This is a genomic window from Duganella sp. S19_KUP01_CR8 (assembly GCF_036688705.1).
Taxonomy (GTDB): domain Bacteria; phylum Pseudomonadota; class Gammaproteobacteria; order Burkholderiales; family Burkholderiaceae_D; genus Rugamonas.
Window position 1 is genome coordinate 58,393 of the sequence record NZ_JAQQPR010000002.1, and the last position, 16,718, is coordinate 75,110.

At 64.4% G+C, this 16,718-nt stretch carries 13 protein-coding genes; 7 read left to right on the forward strand and 6 right to left on the reverse strand.

What is annotated here, in order from left to right; genetic code table 11:
- Positions 1 to 51: 51 nt before the first annotated feature.
- From urtA to V6M89_RS02180, 7 genes are all read left to right on the forward strand, one after another.
- Positions 52 to 1,251, forward strand: a complete 1,200-nt coding sequence (gene urtA / locus V6M89_RS02150) for an urea ABC transporter substrate-binding protein (protein WP_332851891.1) — start codon at positions 52 to 54, stop codon at positions 1,249 to 1,251.
- Between the two features lie 85 nt (positions 1,252 to 1,336).
- On the forward strand, positions 1,337 to 2,911 hold the full coding sequence (gene urtB / locus V6M89_RS02155; RefSeq protein ID WP_332851611.1) for an urea ABC transporter permease subunit UrtB: 1,575 nt from the start codon (positions 1,337 to 1,339) through the stop codon (positions 2,909 to 2,911).
- Positions 2,908 to 3,990, forward strand: coding sequence for an urea ABC transporter permease subunit UrtC (urtC, locus tag V6M89_RS02160; protein ID WP_332851612.1), 1,083 nt, complete (start codon positions 2,908 to 2,910; stop codon positions 3,988 to 3,990). Before urtB ends, urtC begins: the two co-directional genes overlap by 4 nt.
- Positions 3,987 to 4,844 (forward strand): urea ABC transporter ATP-binding protein UrtD, encoded by an 858-nt coding sequence (gene urtD, locus V6M89_RS02165; protein ID WP_332851613.1) that lies wholly within the window; start codon positions 3,987 to 3,989, stop codon positions 4,842 to 4,844. The genes urtC and urtD overlap by 4 nt, the downstream gene beginning before the upstream one ends.
- A gap of 5 nt (positions 4,845 to 4,849) precedes the next feature.
- Positions 4,850 to 5,548: an urea ABC transporter ATP-binding subunit UrtE gene (gene urtE, locus V6M89_RS02170; protein WP_332851614.1), complete on the forward strand. Its 699-nt coding sequence runs from the start codon at positions 4,850 to 4,852 to the stop codon at positions 5,546 to 5,548.
- Positions 5,549 to 5,637: 89 nt separating this feature from the next.
- A complete protein-coding gene (locus V6M89_RS02175; protein ID WP_332851615.1) occupies positions 5,638 to 6,480 on the forward strand; it encodes a hypothetical protein in 843 nt (280 codons plus the stop codon).
- Between the two features lie 86 nt (positions 6,481 to 6,566).
- Entirely contained in the window at positions 6,567 to 7,163 is a 597-nt protein-coding gene (locus V6M89_RS02180) for a trimeric intracellular cation channel family protein (protein WP_332851616.1), read from the forward strand.
- Here V6M89_RS02180 and V6M89_RS02185 read toward each other — a convergent pair.
- The 6 genes from V6M89_RS02185 to map all read right to left on the reverse strand — a co-directional run bounded on the left by V6M89_RS02185 (position 7,105) and on the right by map (position 16,702).
- Positions 7,105 to 8,067 carry a response regulator transcription factor gene (locus V6M89_RS02185; protein ID WP_332851617.1) on the reverse strand — a complete coding sequence of 321 codons (963 nt, stop codon included), beginning with the start codon at positions 8,065 to 8,067 and terminating at the stop codon, positions 7,105 to 7,107. The genes V6M89_RS02180 and V6M89_RS02185 overlap by 59 nt on opposite strands.
- Positions 8,051 to 11,464 (reverse strand): hybrid sensor histidine kinase/response regulator, encoded by a 3,414-nt coding sequence (locus V6M89_RS02190; protein ID WP_332851618.1) that lies wholly within the window; start codon positions 11,462 to 11,464, stop codon positions 8,051 to 8,053. The genes V6M89_RS02185 and V6M89_RS02190 overlap by 17 nt, the downstream gene beginning before the upstream one ends.
- Before the next feature lie 79 nt (positions 11,465 to 11,543).
- A complete protein-coding gene (locus V6M89_RS02195; protein ID WP_332851892.1) occupies positions 11,544 to 12,215 on the reverse strand; it encodes a flagellar brake protein in 672 nt (223 codons plus the stop codon).
- 202 nt (positions 12,216 to 12,417) lie between these two features.
- Entirely contained in the window at positions 12,418 to 13,167 is a 750-nt protein-coding gene (locus V6M89_RS02200; RefSeq protein WP_020702749.1) for a pseudouridine synthase, read from the reverse strand.
- A gap of 123 nt (positions 13,168 to 13,290) precedes the next feature.
- On the reverse strand, positions 13,291 to 15,873 hold the full coding sequence (locus V6M89_RS02205) for a [protein-PII] uridylyltransferase (RefSeq protein WP_332851619.1): 2,583 nt from the start codon (positions 15,871 to 15,873) through the stop codon (positions 13,291 to 13,293).
- A 7-nt stretch (positions 15,874 to 15,880) separates the two neighbouring features.
- Positions 15,881 to 16,702, reverse strand: coding sequence for a type I methionyl aminopeptidase (gene map / locus V6M89_RS02210; protein ID WP_332851620.1), 822 nt, complete (start codon positions 16,700 to 16,702; stop codon positions 15,881 to 15,883).
- Positions 16,703 to 16,718 lie beyond the last annotated feature (16 nt).

A 16,718-nucleotide genomic window follows, 5' to 3' on the forward strand; every position in this document is an offset into this window, starting at 1 on the left:
AATCGTCGCAATTTCATCGCCTCCCTGAGCCGCATCGCCGCCGCCACCGCCATGCTGGCCGCCGGTGCACAAGCCTACGCCGCCGACACCATCAAGGTCGGCATTCTGCATTCGCTGTCGGGCACGATGGCGATTTCTGAAACGTCGCTGAAAGACGTGGCGTTGATGACCATCGACGAAATCAACGCCAAGGGCGGCGTGTTGGGCAAGAAGCTGGAGGCGGTGGTGGTCGATCCGGCCTCCAACTGGCCGCTGTTCGCCGAGAAGGCGCGCGGGCTGATCGCGCAGGACAAGGTGTCCGTGGTGTTCGGCTGCTGGACGTCGGTGTCGCGCAAGTCGGTGCTGCCGGTGTTCAAGGAGTTGAATAGCCTGCTGTTCTACCCGGTCCAGTACGAGGGCGAGGAGCTGGAGAAGAATGTGTTCTACACCGGCGCCGCGCCGAATCAGCAGGCGATACCTGCGGTGGAATACCTGATGAGCAAGGAGGGCGGCGGCGCCAAGCGCTTCGTGCTGCTGGGGACCGACTACGTTTATCCGCGCACCACCAACAAGATCCTGCGCGCCTACCTGAAGAGCAAGGGCGTGAAGGATAGCGACATCGACGAGGTGTACACCCCGTTCGGCCACTCGGACTACCAGACCATCGTCGCCAACATCAAGAAGTTCTCGGCCGGCGGCAAGACGGCGGTGATCTCCACCATCAACGGCGATTCCAACGTGCCGTTCTACAAAGAGCTGGGCAACGCGGGCTTGAAGGCGACCGATGTGCCGGTGGTGGCGTTCTCGGTGGGCGAGGAGGAACTGCGCGGCGTGGATACCAAGCCGTTGCTGGGCCACCTGGCGGCGTGGAACTACTTCGAATCGGTGAAGAATCCGGTGAATACGGAGTTCATCAAGAAGTGGAAGGCTTATGCCACCGCCAAGAAGCTGCCGAACGCGAACACGGTCGTGACCAACGATCCGATGGAAGCGACCTACGTCGGCATCCATATGTGGGCGCAGGCGGTGGAGAAGGCCAAGTCGACCGATACCGACAAGGTGATCGCGGCGATGGCGGGGCAGAGCTTCAAGGCGCCGTCGGGCTTTACGTTGACGATGGATCCGACCAATCACCATTTGCATAAGCCGGTGTTCATTGGCGAAATTCGTCCGGATGGCCAGTTCAGCGTGGTGTGGAAGACGCCAGGTCCGGTGCGCGCCAATCCGTGGAGCCCGTACATTCCGGGTAACGAGGGTAAGCAGAAGCTGTAACCCGATAAGGCGGGGTCTGACCCGACTGGGTCAGACCCCTGTTAGCCGCTGTGCGGGGTAACCGGTATCACCTGAGGAATCCACCTTGAAAAAACTCCTGCTCCTGGCTTGCCTGCTGCTGTCCTGCGCGGCGCATGCCGCCATCGACAGCGCCTTGCTGGCGCCCTTGGCCGGCGGCGACCCCGACGCCCGCGTCGACGCCATCGTCAAGATCGGCGCGCTGGCCAACGACGACGCCACCCGCCTGCTGACGGCGCTCAAGAGCGACGCCCTGTACGCCACGCCGGATGGCAGCATCTACATCGTCACCGACGACAAAGCCTACAACCCGGCCACCGGCGCAACCGGCCCGCTGCCCGAAGGCCTGGACGGCGTCATGGTCAACAACCGCCTGCGCGGCGCCGTCGACGACGCGCTATCCGCCCTCAAATTGTTCGCCCCAGACCGCGCGCAGCGGCTGGCCGCCGCCACCGAGCTGCAAAAAAGCGTCACCCTCGCGCAAGCCCCGCTGATCGAAAAGGCCCTGGCAAACGAACAAGACGCCGAGATCCGCCCCATGCTGCAACTGGTCGCCGCCACCGCCAACCTGCAATCGCCGGACGCCGCCAAGCGCAAGGCCGCCGTCGAAGCGCTGGTCGACAGCAGCAACGCCAACCTGCGCCCGCTGCTGCTGGCGATGTTGAGTGATAAAGAACCCGAGCAAGCGGTGCGCGTAGCCGCCGCCCACACTTTGCAGGCGCTGGACAGCCGCCTGGCCCGCACCGAATTTATCGGCAACGTCTTCTACGGCATCTCGCTGGCCAGCGTGCTGCTGCTGACGGCGCTGGGCCTGGCCATCACCTTCGGCCTGATGGGCATCATCAACATGGCCCACGGCGAGCTGCTGATGATAGGCGCCTACACCACCTACCTGTGCCAGCTCGGCTTCCGCAACTACTTCCCCTCGGCGGTGGACTGCTACCTGATCGCCGCGCTGCCGGCCGCCTTCCTGGTGACGGCCGCCGTCGGCATCGCGCTGGAACGCACGGTGATCCGCTGGCTCTACGGCCGGCCGCTGGAAACGCTGCTGGCCACCTGGGGCATCAGCCTGATACTGATGCAGGCGGTGCGCACCATCTTCGGCGCGCAGAACGTCGAGGTGGCGAATCCGTCGTGGATGTCCGGTGGCGTGACGGTGCTGGGATCGCTGGTGCTGGCCTATAACCGCATCGTCATCATCGTCTTCGCGCTGTTCGTGGTGGCCGGCGTCTGGCTGATACTGAACAAGACGCGGCTTGGCCTGTTCGTCCGCGCCGTGATGCAGAACCGCCGCATGGCCGGCTGCGTCGGCGTGTCGACCGCGAAGATCGACATGATGACCTTCGGCCTCGGCTCCGGCATCGCGGGGCTGGGCGGCGTGGCCTTGTCGCAGCTGGGTAACGTCGGGCCGGACCTGGGCCAGAGCTACATCGTCGATTCCTTCATGGTGGTGGTGCTGGGCGGCGTCGGCCAACTGGCGGGCACCATCATCGCCGCGCTGGGACTGGGCGAAGCGAATAAATTCCTTGAGCCGGTGGCGGGCGCGGTGCTGGCCAAGATCGCCATCCTGGTCTTCATCATCATGTTTATCCAGAAGCGGCCGCAGGGCCTGTTCGCCATGAAAGGCAGGAGCGCAGAATGAATCAACCTTCTCTCTTTTCGCGGCAGGCGTGGAGCGGCATCGCCGCCTGCTGCGTGGTGCTGGCCGCGCTGCCTTTGCTGAACCTGGCCTTTGCGGACGGCCATCCGCTGCATGTGCCGAGCTACATGGTCAGCCTGGTCGGCAAATTCATGTGCTATGCGCTGGCCGCGCTGGCGCTCGACATGGTGTGGGGCTATGCCGGCATCCTGTCGCTGGGCCACGGCGTGTTCTTCGCGCTGGGCGCCTATGCGCACGGCATGTACCTGATGCGCGCCATCGGCCGGGAGGGCGTGTACCAGAGCGACCTGCCGGACTTCATGGTCTTCCTCGACTGGAAAACCTATCCGTGGTTCTGGTCCGCCACCGACAGCTTCTGGTACTGCGTGGCGCTGGTGGTGCTGGTGCCGGGCGTGCTGGCGTTCGTGTTCGGCTTCTTCGCCTTCCGTTCGCGCATCAAGGGTGTGTACTTCTCGATCATCACGCAGGCCATGACCTACGCCTTCATGCTGCTGTTCTTCCGTAATAACACCGGCTTTGGCGGTAACAACGGCTTCACGGACTTCAAGCGGATATTGGGTTACTCGATCAGCGCGCCCGCCACCAAGGCCACGTTGTACCTGGTCACGCTGACGATGCTGGCCGGCTCGCTGCTGCTGTGCCGCTGGATCGTCAAGTCCAAGCTGGGACGCGTGCTGCAAGCGGTGCGCGATTCGGAGTCGCGGCTGATGTTCATCGGTTATAACCCGCTGTGGTTCAAGCTGTTCGTGTGGACCTTGTCGGCGGTGTTGTGCGGGATTGCGGGCGCGTTGTACGTGCCGCAGGTCGGCATCATCAACCCGTCCGAGATGTCGCCGGCGAACTCGATCGAGATGGTGATCTGGGCGGCGGTGGGTGGTCGCGGCACGCTGATGGGGCCTATCATCGGCGCGTTCTCGGTCAATGGCCTGAAAAGCTGGTTCACCGGCGCCTTCCCGAATCTGTGGCTGTTCGCGCTGGGACTGATCTTCATCCTGGTGACGCGCTATCTGCCGCAGGGCATAGCAGGACTGGCGGCGCGCTGGCGCAAGGAGCAGGCATGAGCGTCAACGAACATCTGGAGGAGCGTTTGACCACCGAGACCGGACCCGACCCGATCGGCGCCCAGGGCCCATCCTACGGCCGCGTTGCCGGCGAGGGGCTGGACACCACGCACGGCGCCATCCTGTACCTGGAAGAGATCACGGTGTCGTTCGACGGCTTCCGCGCGCTGAATAAACTGAGCCTGGATATTTCGGTCGGCGAGCTGCGGTGCATCATCGGTCCTAACGGCGCGGGTAAGACCACGATGATGGACGTCATCACCGGCAAGACGCGGCCGACTTCCGGCACCGCCTTCTTCGGCCAGACGATGGACCTGAGCCGCATGACGGAATACCAGATCGCCCACGCCGGCATAGGCCGCAAGTTCCAGCGGCCGACCATCTTCGAGCAGCACACCGTATTTGAAAATCTCGAACTGGCGATGAAGACCGACAAGCGCGTGCGGCCCACCTTGTTCGCGCGGCTGTCGTCCGAACAGCGCGGCAAGATCGACGAGATCCTCAAGCTGATACGGCTGAACGGCAGCGAGCAGCGGCTGGCGGGCCTGCTGTCGCACGGGCAGAAGCAGTGGCTGGAGATCGGCATGCTGCTGATGCAGGAGCCGCAGCTGATCCTGCTGGACGAACCGGTGGCCGGCATGTCCGACGCCGAGACGGCGCGCACGGCGGAGCTGCTCAACGAATTGCGCGGCAAGCACTCGATCATGGTGGTGGAGCACGACATGGCGTTCGTGACGGAGATCGCGCAGCAGGGCGTGGTGACGGTGCTGCACGAAGGTTCGGTGCTGGCGCAGGGCACGATGTCGCAGGTGCAGTCCGACGAGCGGGTGATTGAAGTTTATCTGGGGCGCTGACGAATATGCTGCAAGTGGAAAAAATCAACCAGTACTACGGTTCCTCGCACACGCTGCGCGGCGTTTCGCTGGAACTGGAACGGGGCAAGTGCATGGCGCTGTTGGGCCGCAACGGCGTGGGCAAGACCACGCTGCTCAAATGCCTGATGGGCGTGCTGCCGGTATCGGCCGGCGCGGTGCGGCTGGAAGGGCGCGACATCACGCGCATGGCACCGCACCAGCGCGCGCGGGCCGGCATCGCCTACGTGCCGCAGGGCCGGGAGATTTTTGCGCGGCTGACGGTGGAGGAGAACCTGCTGATGGGCCTCGCCACGCACAGCGGCAGGAAGGCGTCCACTATCAAGGGCGAGGTGTACGAGCTGTTCCCGGTGCTGAAGGACATGCTGCACCGGCGCGGCGGCGACCTGTCCGGCGGCCAGCAGCAGCAGTTGGCGATTGCGCGCGCGCTGCTGGCCGAGCCCAAGCTGATCATCCTCGATGAACCGACCGAGGGTATCCAGCCGTCCATCATCAAGGACATCGGCAACGTGATCCGGCTGCTGCGCCAACGCGGCGACATGGCGATCCTGCTGTGCGAGCAGTACTTCGACTTTGCCCACGAACTGGCCGACCAGTTCATGGTGCTGTCGCGCGGCGAGGTGGTGGCCGCCGGTGCGCAGGCGGCAATGAACGACCCGGACGTCAAGCGCCACCTGGCTGTTTAAGTTGACGTTGGGCGTTCGGTGTGACAAAGCGTGCAGTTTGTGCGTTGAGTTCTATGCCACATTGTCTTTTTTGCCACTCTGTAGCCATCATGAGACCGCAATATTCGCTTTATGTCATTGTGCTGCTGCCGCTCGTGTTGGTGGGTTTGTACTGGTCGTCGAGCCGTCCAAGCGGCGAACCCGAAGCGGCCAGGCAGCAGGCGGCCACCCGCGCCGCCTTCGCGGAAACCAGCCGGGCCAGGCATCCAGCCCTGCTGCCCAAGCCCGACCCGCGCTACACGCTGGCGCAGCAGGTGGACCAACTGGTCGCCACCGCCAGGCCGTCCGATGCCTACGATGCGTACTGGCTGGTGCAAAACTGCATCGACTTTCAACGTACCGGCGATCTGGCGGTTGCGGACGGAGACTTCATGCGGCCGGCGAACCAGGCCGAGAAGTTTGCGGAAAAACTGCTGTGCGCCGAGATGACCGAGCGGATGAAGACTGCGCGCCTGGAGCACCTGACGCTTGCGGCCAAGGCGGGCATCGATGGCGCTGACCTGACCTTCCTGCAAACCGGCCCGTTTGGCGATCCGTCGGCGTTGGAGTCGCGGCCCGACGATCCGCTGGTACGGGCGTGGAAGGCGGAGGCGCTGGGCTATCTTGAGGTGAAGGCGCAGCAGGGCGACATCCCCAGCATCATTACGCTGCTGGGTGAGTACAACGAGGACAGTGAGCTGCTGAAGCAGCATCCGGTAGCGGCGCTGCGCTATGCGACCGTCGTGCACGACCACTATGAAATGGTACTTGGCGGGGCTTCAAAGACTACGCCGAATCCGCTGCCGGATGAATTTATGCGGAAGATGTCGCAAGGGCTGTCGCCGGATGAGGTCAGGCTCGCGACCGCCGAGGGCAAGCAGCTGCTGGCGCTCAGCATGGAAAAGAAGCGCTGAGCATTTCCCCATAATTTGGACGCTCCGCCGATTGCTGATACAGTAACGGTCCTTTTTTATTTGTCAGGTTTGCCGTGGAGTTGCGTTTGCTTTTTTATGTCCTCGATCTGATCGGCGTGGCCGTATTTGCCGCCAGCGGCACGCTGGCGGCGATGGCTTCCCATCTGGATCTGCTGGGGATCATGGTGCTGGCCGCGATGACCGCCATCGGCGGCGGCACGGTGCGCGACCTGCTGCTGAACCGCCATCCGGTGTTCTGGATCGAAGACCCCAAGCCGCTGCTGGTGATCGTCGCTTCGGCCGTCTTCACCATCGTCTGGGTGCAGGTGCTGCCGGTGCCGACCGACGCCTTGCTGATCGCCGACGCGCTGGGGTTGGCGCTGTTCGCCATGTCCGGCGCCAAGGTGGCGGAGGCGCAGGGCTGCCGCGCGCTGATCGTCATCCTGATGGGCACATTGACCGGCGTCGGCGGAGGCCTGGTGCGCGACATCCTCGCCGCCAAGGTGCCATTGATACTGCGCCAGGATATCTACGCCACCGCCGCCATCGCCGGCATCCTGCTGTACATCCTGCTGAAGAAGGCCGGCATGCCGCCGCGCTGGGCCTTCGGCGTCGGCTTGGTTTCTATCGTGGTGGTGCGCCTGCTGGCGATTCAACTGGGCTTGCGGCTTCCGTCGTTCTGATTCGCAGTTTGCCCATCGCGACCGCCGCGGCGGAGGTGCGGGTTTCCACACCCAGTTTGACGAACACGTGTTCCAGGTGCTTGTTCACCGTGCGCGGACTGGTGCCGAGGATGTCGCCGATGTCGCGGTTGGTCTTGCCCTTGATGACCCAGTTCAGCACCTCCGATTCGCGCTGCGTCAGTTTGAAGGACGCCATCAGCTTCTCGATCTGTGCGCTGTCCGATTCCTCGCGCAGCACGATCATCCACTGTTCGTTTTCACTGAACTCCGCCGCCGAGAAGATCAGGCGGCGGCTGGCCCGCTGCAGCGTCAGCGGCGGATGCGACTGGCCCTGGCTGTGCGCCAGCTGCGTCGCCGCCAGCCACGCCGTCAATTCCGTATCGACCGCATAACCCTGCATCAGCGTGCGCGCCAGCGGCGTTTGCCAGACGATCTTGCCGTCGCGCGGCGTCATCGCGATGACTGCGTTGCCGAAGGCGTCCAGCGCGCTGCGGGCCTGGTCCACCAGCCGCGCCGTTTGCATGTGGGAGGTGATCCGCGCCAGCACCTCGCTGGTGCGCAGCGGCTTGGTGACGTAGTCGTTGCCGCCGGCGGCGAAGGCCGCCACCACGTGCTCCGCTTCCGTCAGCCCGGTCATGAACACCACCGGGATGTGGCGCGTGGCCAGGCTGGCCTTCAGGTGGCGGCAGGTTTCGAAACCGTCCATGCCGGGCATGACGGCGTCCAGCAGGATGATGTCCGGCTGCGCCTCGGCGGCGCGCTGCAAGGCCGTGGCGCCGTTGTTCGCCACCAGCACGGTGTAGCCCGATTCGTCCAATGCGTCGTGCAGCACGGCCAGGTTCTCCGGCACGTCGTCGACCACCAGGACAACGTCACCGCGCGCGGGGTCAATGTTGAAGTTCATCGTTCTGGTTCTTTCGGAGGAAGTCGGCCATCGCGTCCAGCTGGAAGCGGGCGGCGAAATTGCGCATGGTTTGCGTGAAGTGCAGGTAGCGCGCATCGAGCGCGCTGATTTCATCGAGCTTGTTCTGGATGCCGCGCACGTAGCCGATACGGATCAGCTCATTCAGCGCCGCCAGCTGCGCGGCGGGCGGCAGCACCAGCTGCGCCAGTTCCGGCGCGGCCGCCGCCACCTCGATGCTGATGGCCGGCTGCGTGATCCATTCCAGCGCCAGGCGCCGGCCTATCCAGTCCAGCAGCTCGGCCACGTTGACCGGCTTGACGATGAAGTCCGCCGCCGTGATGCCGGCGGCGTTTTCCATGCCCTTGTCGAAGGCGTTGGCGGAGACGATGGCGATCGGCACCTGCGACAGCTGGCGGCGGCGCAGGATGTAGCTGGCCTCCCAGCCGTCCATGGCCGGCATGGCCAGGTCCATCAGGATCAGGTCCGGCTTGAAAGAGGCGTACAGGTCCAGGCACTCAAGGCCGGATTCGGCCAATGCCACGTCGAAGCCCAGCGGCGTCAGGATGTTGAGCAGCATCTCGCGGTCGACCCGCTCGTTGTCGACCACCAGGATGCGGCGCCGCGTGCCGCGATAGCCGGTGCGCTGCGCCGCCGGTTGCTCCAGTTCCTTCAACTCCCGCGCGGAGGCGTGCACGCTGGGCAGGAACAGGCGGATGTGGAATACGCTGCCTTGCTGCGGCGTGCTGCGGATATTCAGTTCGCCGCCCATCAGCTGCGTCAGCATCTTGGAGATCGGCAGGCCCAGGCCCGTGCCGCTGGCGTTGGCGTGCGCGCTGGCGCTGCCGCGCGAGAATGGTTCGAAGATATGGTCGATCTCTTCCTGCAGGATGCCGGGGCCGCTGTCCTCGATCTCGAACGAGGCCATCTCGCGCGCGTACTGCAGGCGCAGCACGATGCCGCCGGTGCTGGTGAACTTGACCGCGTTGCCGAGGATGTTGATGAGGATTTGCCCCAGCCGCTTGCGGTCGGCGCGCACGATGCGCGGTAGCGCGCCGGTCAGCTCGTAGCGGAAGGCCAGTCCCTTGTTGGCCGCCTGCAGTTCGAACATGCGTACGATCTGGCCGATGAAGTCGGGGAAGTTCAGCTCCTTCATGTCGAAGTTGAATTTGCCGCCTTCGATGCGGGCGATGTCCAGCGTGCCTTCGATCAGCGACAGCAGGTGCTCGCCGCTGCTGCGGATCACGCGGATGGCTTGCTGGCGGTGCTCCGGTATCGACGGATCGTTGTCCAGCAGCTGCGCGTAGCCGAGGATGGAATTCAGCGGCGTCCTGATCTCGTGGCTGATGCCGGCGATGTAGCGGCTCTTGGCCTGGTTGGCCAGGTCGGCGGTCTTCTTGGCTTGCTGCAGCTGGGCGTCGGTCTGGCCGTGCAGCTCGATCTCGCGCGTCAGCAGGCCGGTCTGGCGGTTCGATTCTTCCTGCGCCACGCGGCGGCTTTCGCTGGTCAGCACCAGCCACCAGGCGACGATGCCGCTGGTGAGCAGCAGCGCCGCGAAGATCTTGAAGAACACCAGTTGCAGCTGCGGCAGCAGCGCGGCGTCGCCGGCCGCCAGCACCGATTGCTCGTGGTAGTAGATCAGTCCCAGTAGCGCGCCGAGGAACAGCACCGTGACGATCATCAGCAGCAGGTAGTGTCCCAGCCCGCTGCTCAGGTAGCGCCACAGCGATTTGGGCAGCAGCGCCTGCATCGCCGCCTGCCATTGCGACGACACTTTGGCGTGCGGCTTGCAGACGTCGTTGCAGCGCGCGTCCAGGCAGCAGCACAGCGAGCAGATCGAGCCCTGATAGGCCGGGCAGTGCGCCATGTCCTCGGACTCGTATTCCTTTTCGCAGATCACGCAGGTCTTGCTGTGCACCTGCGCCGGCTTGCGGGCGATGTAGTACTTGCCCCTGGTGGCGATGGCGATCAGCGGCGACGCCACGAACGCCGTCAGCAGCGCGATGAAGGCGGAGAAGGCCTGCGCCTGGTGGCCGAACAATCCCATGAACGCCGCCACCGACAGCGCCGACGCCAGCAGCATGGCGCCGACGCCGACCGGATTGATGTCGTACAAATAGGCACGGCGGAACTCGATCCCTTTCGGGCTCAGGCCCTGCGGCTTGTTGACCACCAGGTCCGCCACCACCGCCGTGATCCACGAAATGGCGATGTTGGAGTACAGGCCGAGCACCTGGTCCAGCGCCTGGAACACGTCCAGCTCCATCAGCAGCACGGCGATCAGCGCGTTGAACACGGCCCACACCACGCGCCCCGGATGGCTGTGCGTGAGCCGCGCGAAGAAGTTGGACCAGGCCAGCGAGCCGGCATAGGCATTGGTCATGTTGATCTTGACCTGCGAGATCACCACCAGCAGCGCCGTCGCCAGCAGCGCCAGCGACGGATTCGCAAACACCTGGCCGAAGCCGGCCAGGTACATCTGCGTCGGGTTGACCGCCTGCTCCAGCGGCACCGCGCTGCTGATCGCCAGGAAGGCCAGCAGCGCGCCGCCCAGCATCTTGGCGATGCCGAGCAGGATCCAGCCCGGCCCCGCGATCAACACGCCCAGGTGCCAGCGGTAGCGGTTGGCGGCGGTCTTCTGCGGCATGAAGCGCAGGAAGTCGACCTGCTCGCCGATCTGCGTGATCAGCGCCACGCCGACCGCCGTGGCGGCGCCGAACATCAGCACGTTGAAATGGCCGTTCTCGCCGGAGCGGCCGGCGTAGTGCAGCAGCTGCGGCAGCAGCTCCGGTTGCTTTTGCAGGATGGCGATGAAGGGCAGGGCCATCAGCACCAGCCACACCGGCTGCGTCAGCATCTGGATGCGGCTGATCAAGGTGACGCCGTGCGTCACCAGCGGGATCACGACCAGCGCGCTGACCATGTAGCCGAGATAGAGCGGCAGGCGGAAGTACAGCTCCAGCGCGTAGGCCATGATGGCCGCTTCCAGCGCGAACAGGATGAAGGTGAACGAGGCGTAGACGAAGGAGGAGATCGTCGAGCCGATGTAGCCGAAGCCGGCGCCGCGCGTCAGCAGGTCCATGTCGACGCCGTACTTGGCGGCGTAGTAGCTGATCGGCAGGCCGGTCGTGAAGATGATCAGGCCGACCGCCATGATGGCCCACAGCGCGTTGATGAAGCCGTAGTTGACGGTGATGGTGCCGCCGATCGCCTCCAGCACCAGGAACGAGATCGCGCCGAAGGCCGTGTTCGAAACGCGGAACACCGACCATTTGCGGAACGCGCGCGGCGTGTAGCGCAGCGCGTAGTCCTCGATGGTTTCGTTGGCCACCCAGGTGTTGTAGTCGCGACGGATCTTGACGATGCGTTGCGCCGGTTCGGTCTCTGTAGTTGTTGTCATGCCGGGCCCATAAAAAAAGCAGCTATCTAAGCTGCTTTTCTAAGCAAGTTGCATGCCCGGCAAGGTTGTCGCGTGAGGTTTAGCGCTGTTTGCTGAGGTTGAGCTTGTCCAGCAAACGCGCCAGTTCTTCCTGCATCGACGGCGACAGGTTGACGAACTGGCAGCCGATCTGCACCTGCTCGCCCAGCAGGAAGGAGCGGAAGGTGCGCGACAGGCGGATGTCGAGGTCGGCGATCATCACCGAATCCGGGCCCAGCTCCAGCCGCACGCGTTGCAGCTTGCGGCCGACGTACAGGCCGACGCAGTCGCGCGGCGGCGCCCGCATGCCGACGCCGCCGGCCGAGAAGTCGTACAGCTGCAGCTCGTAGGGTTTTCCGTTCAGGACAAACGAGGCCATGTAGTAGATGCCCAGCGGGGTCTCCAACCTGGTCGATGCGCGGCGGTTCAGCACCTGGCACTTGGTCGGGAAATCCAGCGGGATCATGGTCGGCTCGCCTGGCGTGCAAGCCCAGTCCGGCGACGTGAGCTTGAACTGCACCTTGGCCGCGCGCAGCCAGGCGACGAACACGGCGTCGCCGGGCGGCAGGAACTCGCCCTCGTTCAGTTCCAGCACAAAATGCGGGTTTTCCGGATCGACCGATTTGATGCGTGCCATCACCACGTTGGTGGTGCTGGCCGGATAAATGGAGATCGGATCGCCATTGTCGGCGAGCAGGGTGAGAGAATCGCCGATGTCATGTTCATCGGTCATCTCGTGCGGCTTGGAACCCGCCGGAATTGGTTCCACAGCATCTTTTAGGCTGGGAGGACCGCGGCGGAATTCATTCGGTATGGGATCGTTCACGACGGCATATCTCTTTGGTAATGACTCTACGATGCGAGGTCGATCTACACAGTTTACAGTTTATTCGCGCGCTTGGCTTGCTAAATGGCAAGAATATTTAGAGATTGTGTCAGAACTGCTCTTCCGGCCGCAGATAGCGCCACTGGCCCACCGGCAGGTCGCCCAGTTTGACTTTGCCGATGCGGACCCGTTTCAAGCCGACCACCTTCAGGCCGACCATGTCGCACATGCGGCGGATCTGGCGTTTCTTGCCTTCGCGCAGCGTGATGCTGAGCTGGTCCTCGTTCTGCCAGCGCACCTTGGCCGGCAGCAGCGGCTTGCCGTCCATCCACAGGCCGTGGCACAGCTTTTTCAGGTCGCTGTCCGGCAGCTTGCCGGGCTTGGTGTACTCGACGCGCACCAGGTATTCCTTGTCGACGTCGGTGGTTTCGCCGATCAGGTGCTTGGCCACGCGGCCGTCCTGGGTCAGCACCAGCAGGCCGACCGAGTCGATGTCCAGGCGGCCGGCCGGCACCAGCGAGCGCAGTTGGGTAGGGTGGAAGATTTCCGGCGACGGGTCGTCCGGCCAGCGGTTTTCCGGCTTGATCAGCACCACGGCCGGCTGGTAGCCGTCCTCGGCCTGGCCGCTGACGTAGCCCATCGGCTTGTTGATCAGCACGGTGACGCGCTTGGACTGCTCGGCGGCGGCCTGGCGCTCGACGGTGACGCGCTGGCTCGGGTAGATCTTGGTGCCGAGTTCGGAGACGACCTGGCCGTCCACCCGTACCCAGCCGCGCGCTATCCACTCGTCGGCCTCACGGCGCGAGCACAGGCCCAGTTCGGACATGCGTTTGGACAGGCGTAATAATTCTTCGGACATGATGCGTTTTCTGTAAGAGTTCAATTCGGATCCGTCGTTCCCGCACAGGCGGGAACCCATGGAGCGCCTGCCGGGACGCTCGGTATGGATTCCCGCTTTCGCGGGAATGACAAGGGGTTAAGTTTATACCTTGATCGCGTCCAACAGGTCGGTTTCAAGCTGGATCTGGCTGCGGGCGTTGTTAAGCGTGGCGCCGTCGATCAGGAATACGTCCTCGACGCGCTCGCCCAGGGTCATCACCTTGGCGGTGTGCAGGTTGATCTTGTACTTGGTGAGCACGTTGGCGATCGAGTACAGCAGGCCGGTGCGGTCGTTGGCGGCCACCGACAGCAGGTAGTATTGGCCGCGCTCGTCCGGGCGCAGGTCCACCGTCGGCTGGATCGGGAAGGTGCGCGACAGGCGCGACAGCCGGCCCTTGCCCGGCGTCGGCAGCGGCTCCAGGTTGGTCAGCAGCGCGCACAGTTCGTGCTCGATCAGGCTGATGATGTCGCGGTAGCTCTTGGCGAAGCTCTGCTCGGTGACCAGGAAGGTGTCGAGCGCGTAGCCGTGGCGCGTGGTGTGGATCTTGGCGTCGAGGATGCTGAAGTTCTTGCGGTCGAAGTAGCTGCAGATGCGCGCGAACAGGTCCGGCTGGTCCTTGATGTAGACGGCGATCTGCAAGCCTTCGCCGATCGGCGCCAGCCGGCACTTGACCACCGGCTTGTCGTTGGTGAAGCGGTCGTACAGCGCGCGCGTCTGCCAGGCGATGTCGGAGGCGTCGTGGCGCAGGAAGTAGGCGACGTCGAGCTGCTTCCAGAACGCTTCGTGCGCGTCCGGCGGCAGGCCGTACAGGCGCAGCGTGGCCAGCGCTTCCTGCTGGCGGTTCTTCAGTTCGTGGTCGGCGCTGTGCGGCTCGCCGCCCAGCACGCGCAGCGTGATGCGGTACAGGTCTTCGAGCAGCTTGGCCTTCCAGGCGTTCCATACCTTCGGGCTGGTGCCACGGATGTCGGCCACCGTCAGCAGGTACAGCGCCGTCAAATGGCGCTCGTCCTTGACCACTTTCGAGAAGGCGGCGATGACGTCCGGGTCCGACAGGTCCTGCTTCTGCGCGACCTGCGACATGGTCAGGTGGTTCTCGACCAGGAACACCACCAGCTCGGTGTCGTCGGCGCTGACGCCGTGTTCGAGGCAGAACTGCTCGGCGTCGACCGTGCCCAGCTTGGAGTGGTCGCCGCCGCGGCCCTTGGCGATGTCGTGGAACAGCGCGCCCAGGTACAGCAGCCACGGTTGCGGGAAGTTGGCCATCAGCTGGCTGCAGAACGGGTATTCGTGCGCGTGCTCGGCCATCGTGAAGCGGCGCATATTGCGCACCACCATCAGGATGTGCTGGTCCACCGTGTAGACGTGGAACAGGTCGTGCTGCATCTGGCCGACGATCTTGCGGAAGTTGGGCAGGTAGCGGCCCAGGATCGACAGGTCGTTCATGCGGCGCAGCGCGTGGATGATGCCGACCGGCGCCTGCATGATGCGCAGGAACAGCGAACGGTTGACCGGATCGGCGCGGAAGGCGGCGTCGATCTTGAAGCGCTCGTGCCACAGCGCGCGCATGGTGCGCGAGGTCATGCCCTGCAGCGAAGGGCGCTCGGTCATCAGCACGAAGATCTCCAGCATCGCCGACGGCGTGGTGGCGAAGGTGTCGTCGTCGCTGATGTCGATCAGGCCGTTGACGTCGTTGAAGCGCTCGTTGATGCGCACCGCCACGCCCGATTTCGGGAACAGCCGTTCCTCGATGTTTTGCAGCAGGATGGTGTTCAGTTGCGTGACGGTCTTGGCGGCCCAGTAGTAGCGCTGCATCAGGTATTCGCTGGCGCGGCGCATGTTGACGCCGCTGCCGGTGGCGGTCAGGCCCAGCGATTCGGCGATCGCGGTCTGGACGTCGAACACCAGGCGGTCCTCGCGCCGGCCGGCGTGCAGGTGCAGGCGCACGCGGATGTCCTTGAAGGCGCGTTCCTTTTCCATCAGCTGTTTGGCTTCGGTCTGCGTGATCAGGCCGCTGGTGGCCAGGGTGCGCCAGGAGTTGGCCAGGCCGGCGGCCTTGACCATCCACAGGATCACCTGCAGGTCGCGCAGGCCGCCCGGGCTTTCCTTGCAGTTCGGCTCCAGGCTGAAGGCGGTGTCTTCGTATTTGGCATGGCGCTGGCGCATCTCCAGCACCTTGGCGTGGTAGAAGGCGCGCGGGTCCATGGCCGCCTGGTAGCGCTGCTGCAGCCGCTCGAACAGGGCTTCGTCGCCGCAGATGATGCGCGCTTCCAGCAGGCTGGTCTGCACCGTGATGTCGGCCGCCGATTCGCTCAGGCACTCGTCCACGGTGCGGATGCTGTGGCCGATCTCCAGGCCCAGGTCCCACAGCAGCTGCACCAGTTCTTCCAGCTTGCCGGTGGTGGCGGCGTCCGGCGCTGTTTCCAGCAGGATCAGCAGGTCGACGTCGGAATAGGGGAACAGCTCGCCGCGGCCGTAGCCGCCGACGCCGACCAGCGCGGTGTTGGCAGGCAGCCGGGCTTCATGCCAGGCCGTGGTCAGCACCGCGTCGACGCTCTGGCGCAGGCTGCGCAGCAGCTTTTCGGGCATGCCGTCGGCCTGGAAGCCGGCGATGACGACCTGGCGGTCGGCCTTCAGCTGGCGCTTCAGTTGTTCGCGCAGTTCCTTCTTCATCGCCGCCGTCGTCATGCGGGGCTTACGCGGCTACGGCGCTGGCATTGGTGATGAAAGCCGGCGGCGGCGGGCTGCCGGCCGACAGCGTCAGCACTTCATAGCCGGTCTCGGTGACCAGGATGGTGTGTTCCCACTGGGCCGACAGGCTGCGGTCCTTGGTTTTGATGGTCCAGCCGTCGCCCATTTCGCGGATCTCGCGCTTGCCGGCGTTGATCATCGGCTCGATGGTGAAGATCATGCCGGCCTGCAGTTCGTCCAGCGTGCCGGGACGGCCGTAGTGCAGCACTTGCGGCTCTTCGTGGAAGATCTTGCCGATGCCGTGGCCGCAGAACTCGCGCACCACGCTGTAGCCGGCTTTTTCCGCGTGCTGCTGGATCACGTGGCCGATGTCGCCCAGGTGCGCGCCGGCCTTGACCTTGGCGATGCCCAGCCACATGCATTCGTAGGTGATGTCGGACAGGCGCTTGGCCAGGATCGACGGCTCGCCGATGAAGAACATGCGGCTGTTGTCGCCGTGGTAGCCGTCCTTGATGACGGTGATGTCGAGGTTGACCACGTCGCCGTTCTTGAGCACCTTGTCGCCCGGGATGCCGTGGCAGATGACGTCGTTGACCGAGGTGCAGATCGCTTTAGGGTAGGGCGTGTAGCCCGGCGGGCAGTAGTTCAGCGGCGCCGGGATGGTGTCCTGCACGTTGACCATGTATTCGTGGCAGAGGCGATCCAGTTCGCCCGTGGTCACGCCAGGCTTGACGAAGGGCGTGATGTAATCCAGCACTTCGGAGCCCAGGCGGCCGGCCACACGCATGCCGGCGATATCTTCGGCGGATTTAATGGAAATAGACATAGTGGATCGCAATCAG

Bases quoted from the DNA above. Each gene is read 5' to 3' on its own strand.
- urtA (WP_332851891.1), top strand. From the start codon at position 52: ATGCTGGCCGCCGGTGCACAAGCCTACGCCGCCGACACCATCAAGGTC.
- urtC (WP_332851612.1), top strand. From the start codon at position 2,908: ATGAATCAACCTTCTCTCTTTTCGCGGCAGGCGTGGAGCGGCATCGCC.
- urtD (WP_332851613.1), top strand. From the start codon at position 3,987: ATGAGCGTCAACGAACATCTGGAGGAGCGTTTGACCACCGAGACCGGA.
- urtE (WP_332851614.1), top strand. From the start codon at position 4,850: ATGCTGCAAGTGGAAAAAATCAACCAGTACTACGGTTCCTCGCACACG.
- V6M89_RS02175 (WP_332851615.1), top strand. From the start codon at position 5,638: ATGAGACCGCAATATTCGCTTTATGTCATTGTGCTGCTGCCGCTCGTG.
- V6M89_RS02185 (WP_332851617.1), bottom strand. From the start codon at position 8,067: ATGAACTTCAACATTGACCCCGCGCGCGGTGACGTTGTCCTGGTGGTC.
- V6M89_RS02190 (WP_332851618.1), bottom strand. From the start codon at position 11,464: ATGACAACAACTACAGAGACCGAACCGGCGCAACGCATCGTCAAGATC.
- V6M89_RS02195 (WP_332851892.1), bottom strand. From the start codon at position 12,215: ATGACCGATGAACATGACATCGGCGATTCTCTCACCCTGCTCGCCGAC.
- V6M89_RS02200 (WP_020702749.1), bottom strand. From the start codon at position 13,167: ATGTCCGAAGAATTATTACGCCTGTCCAAACGCATGTCCGAACTGGGC.
- V6M89_RS02205 (WP_332851619.1), bottom strand. From the start codon at position 15,873: ATGACGACGGCGGCGATGAAGAAGGAACTGCGCGAACAACTGAAGCGC.
- map (WP_332851620.1), bottom strand. From the start codon at position 16,702: ATGTCTATTTCCATTAAATCCGCCGAAGATATCGCCGGCATGCGTGTG.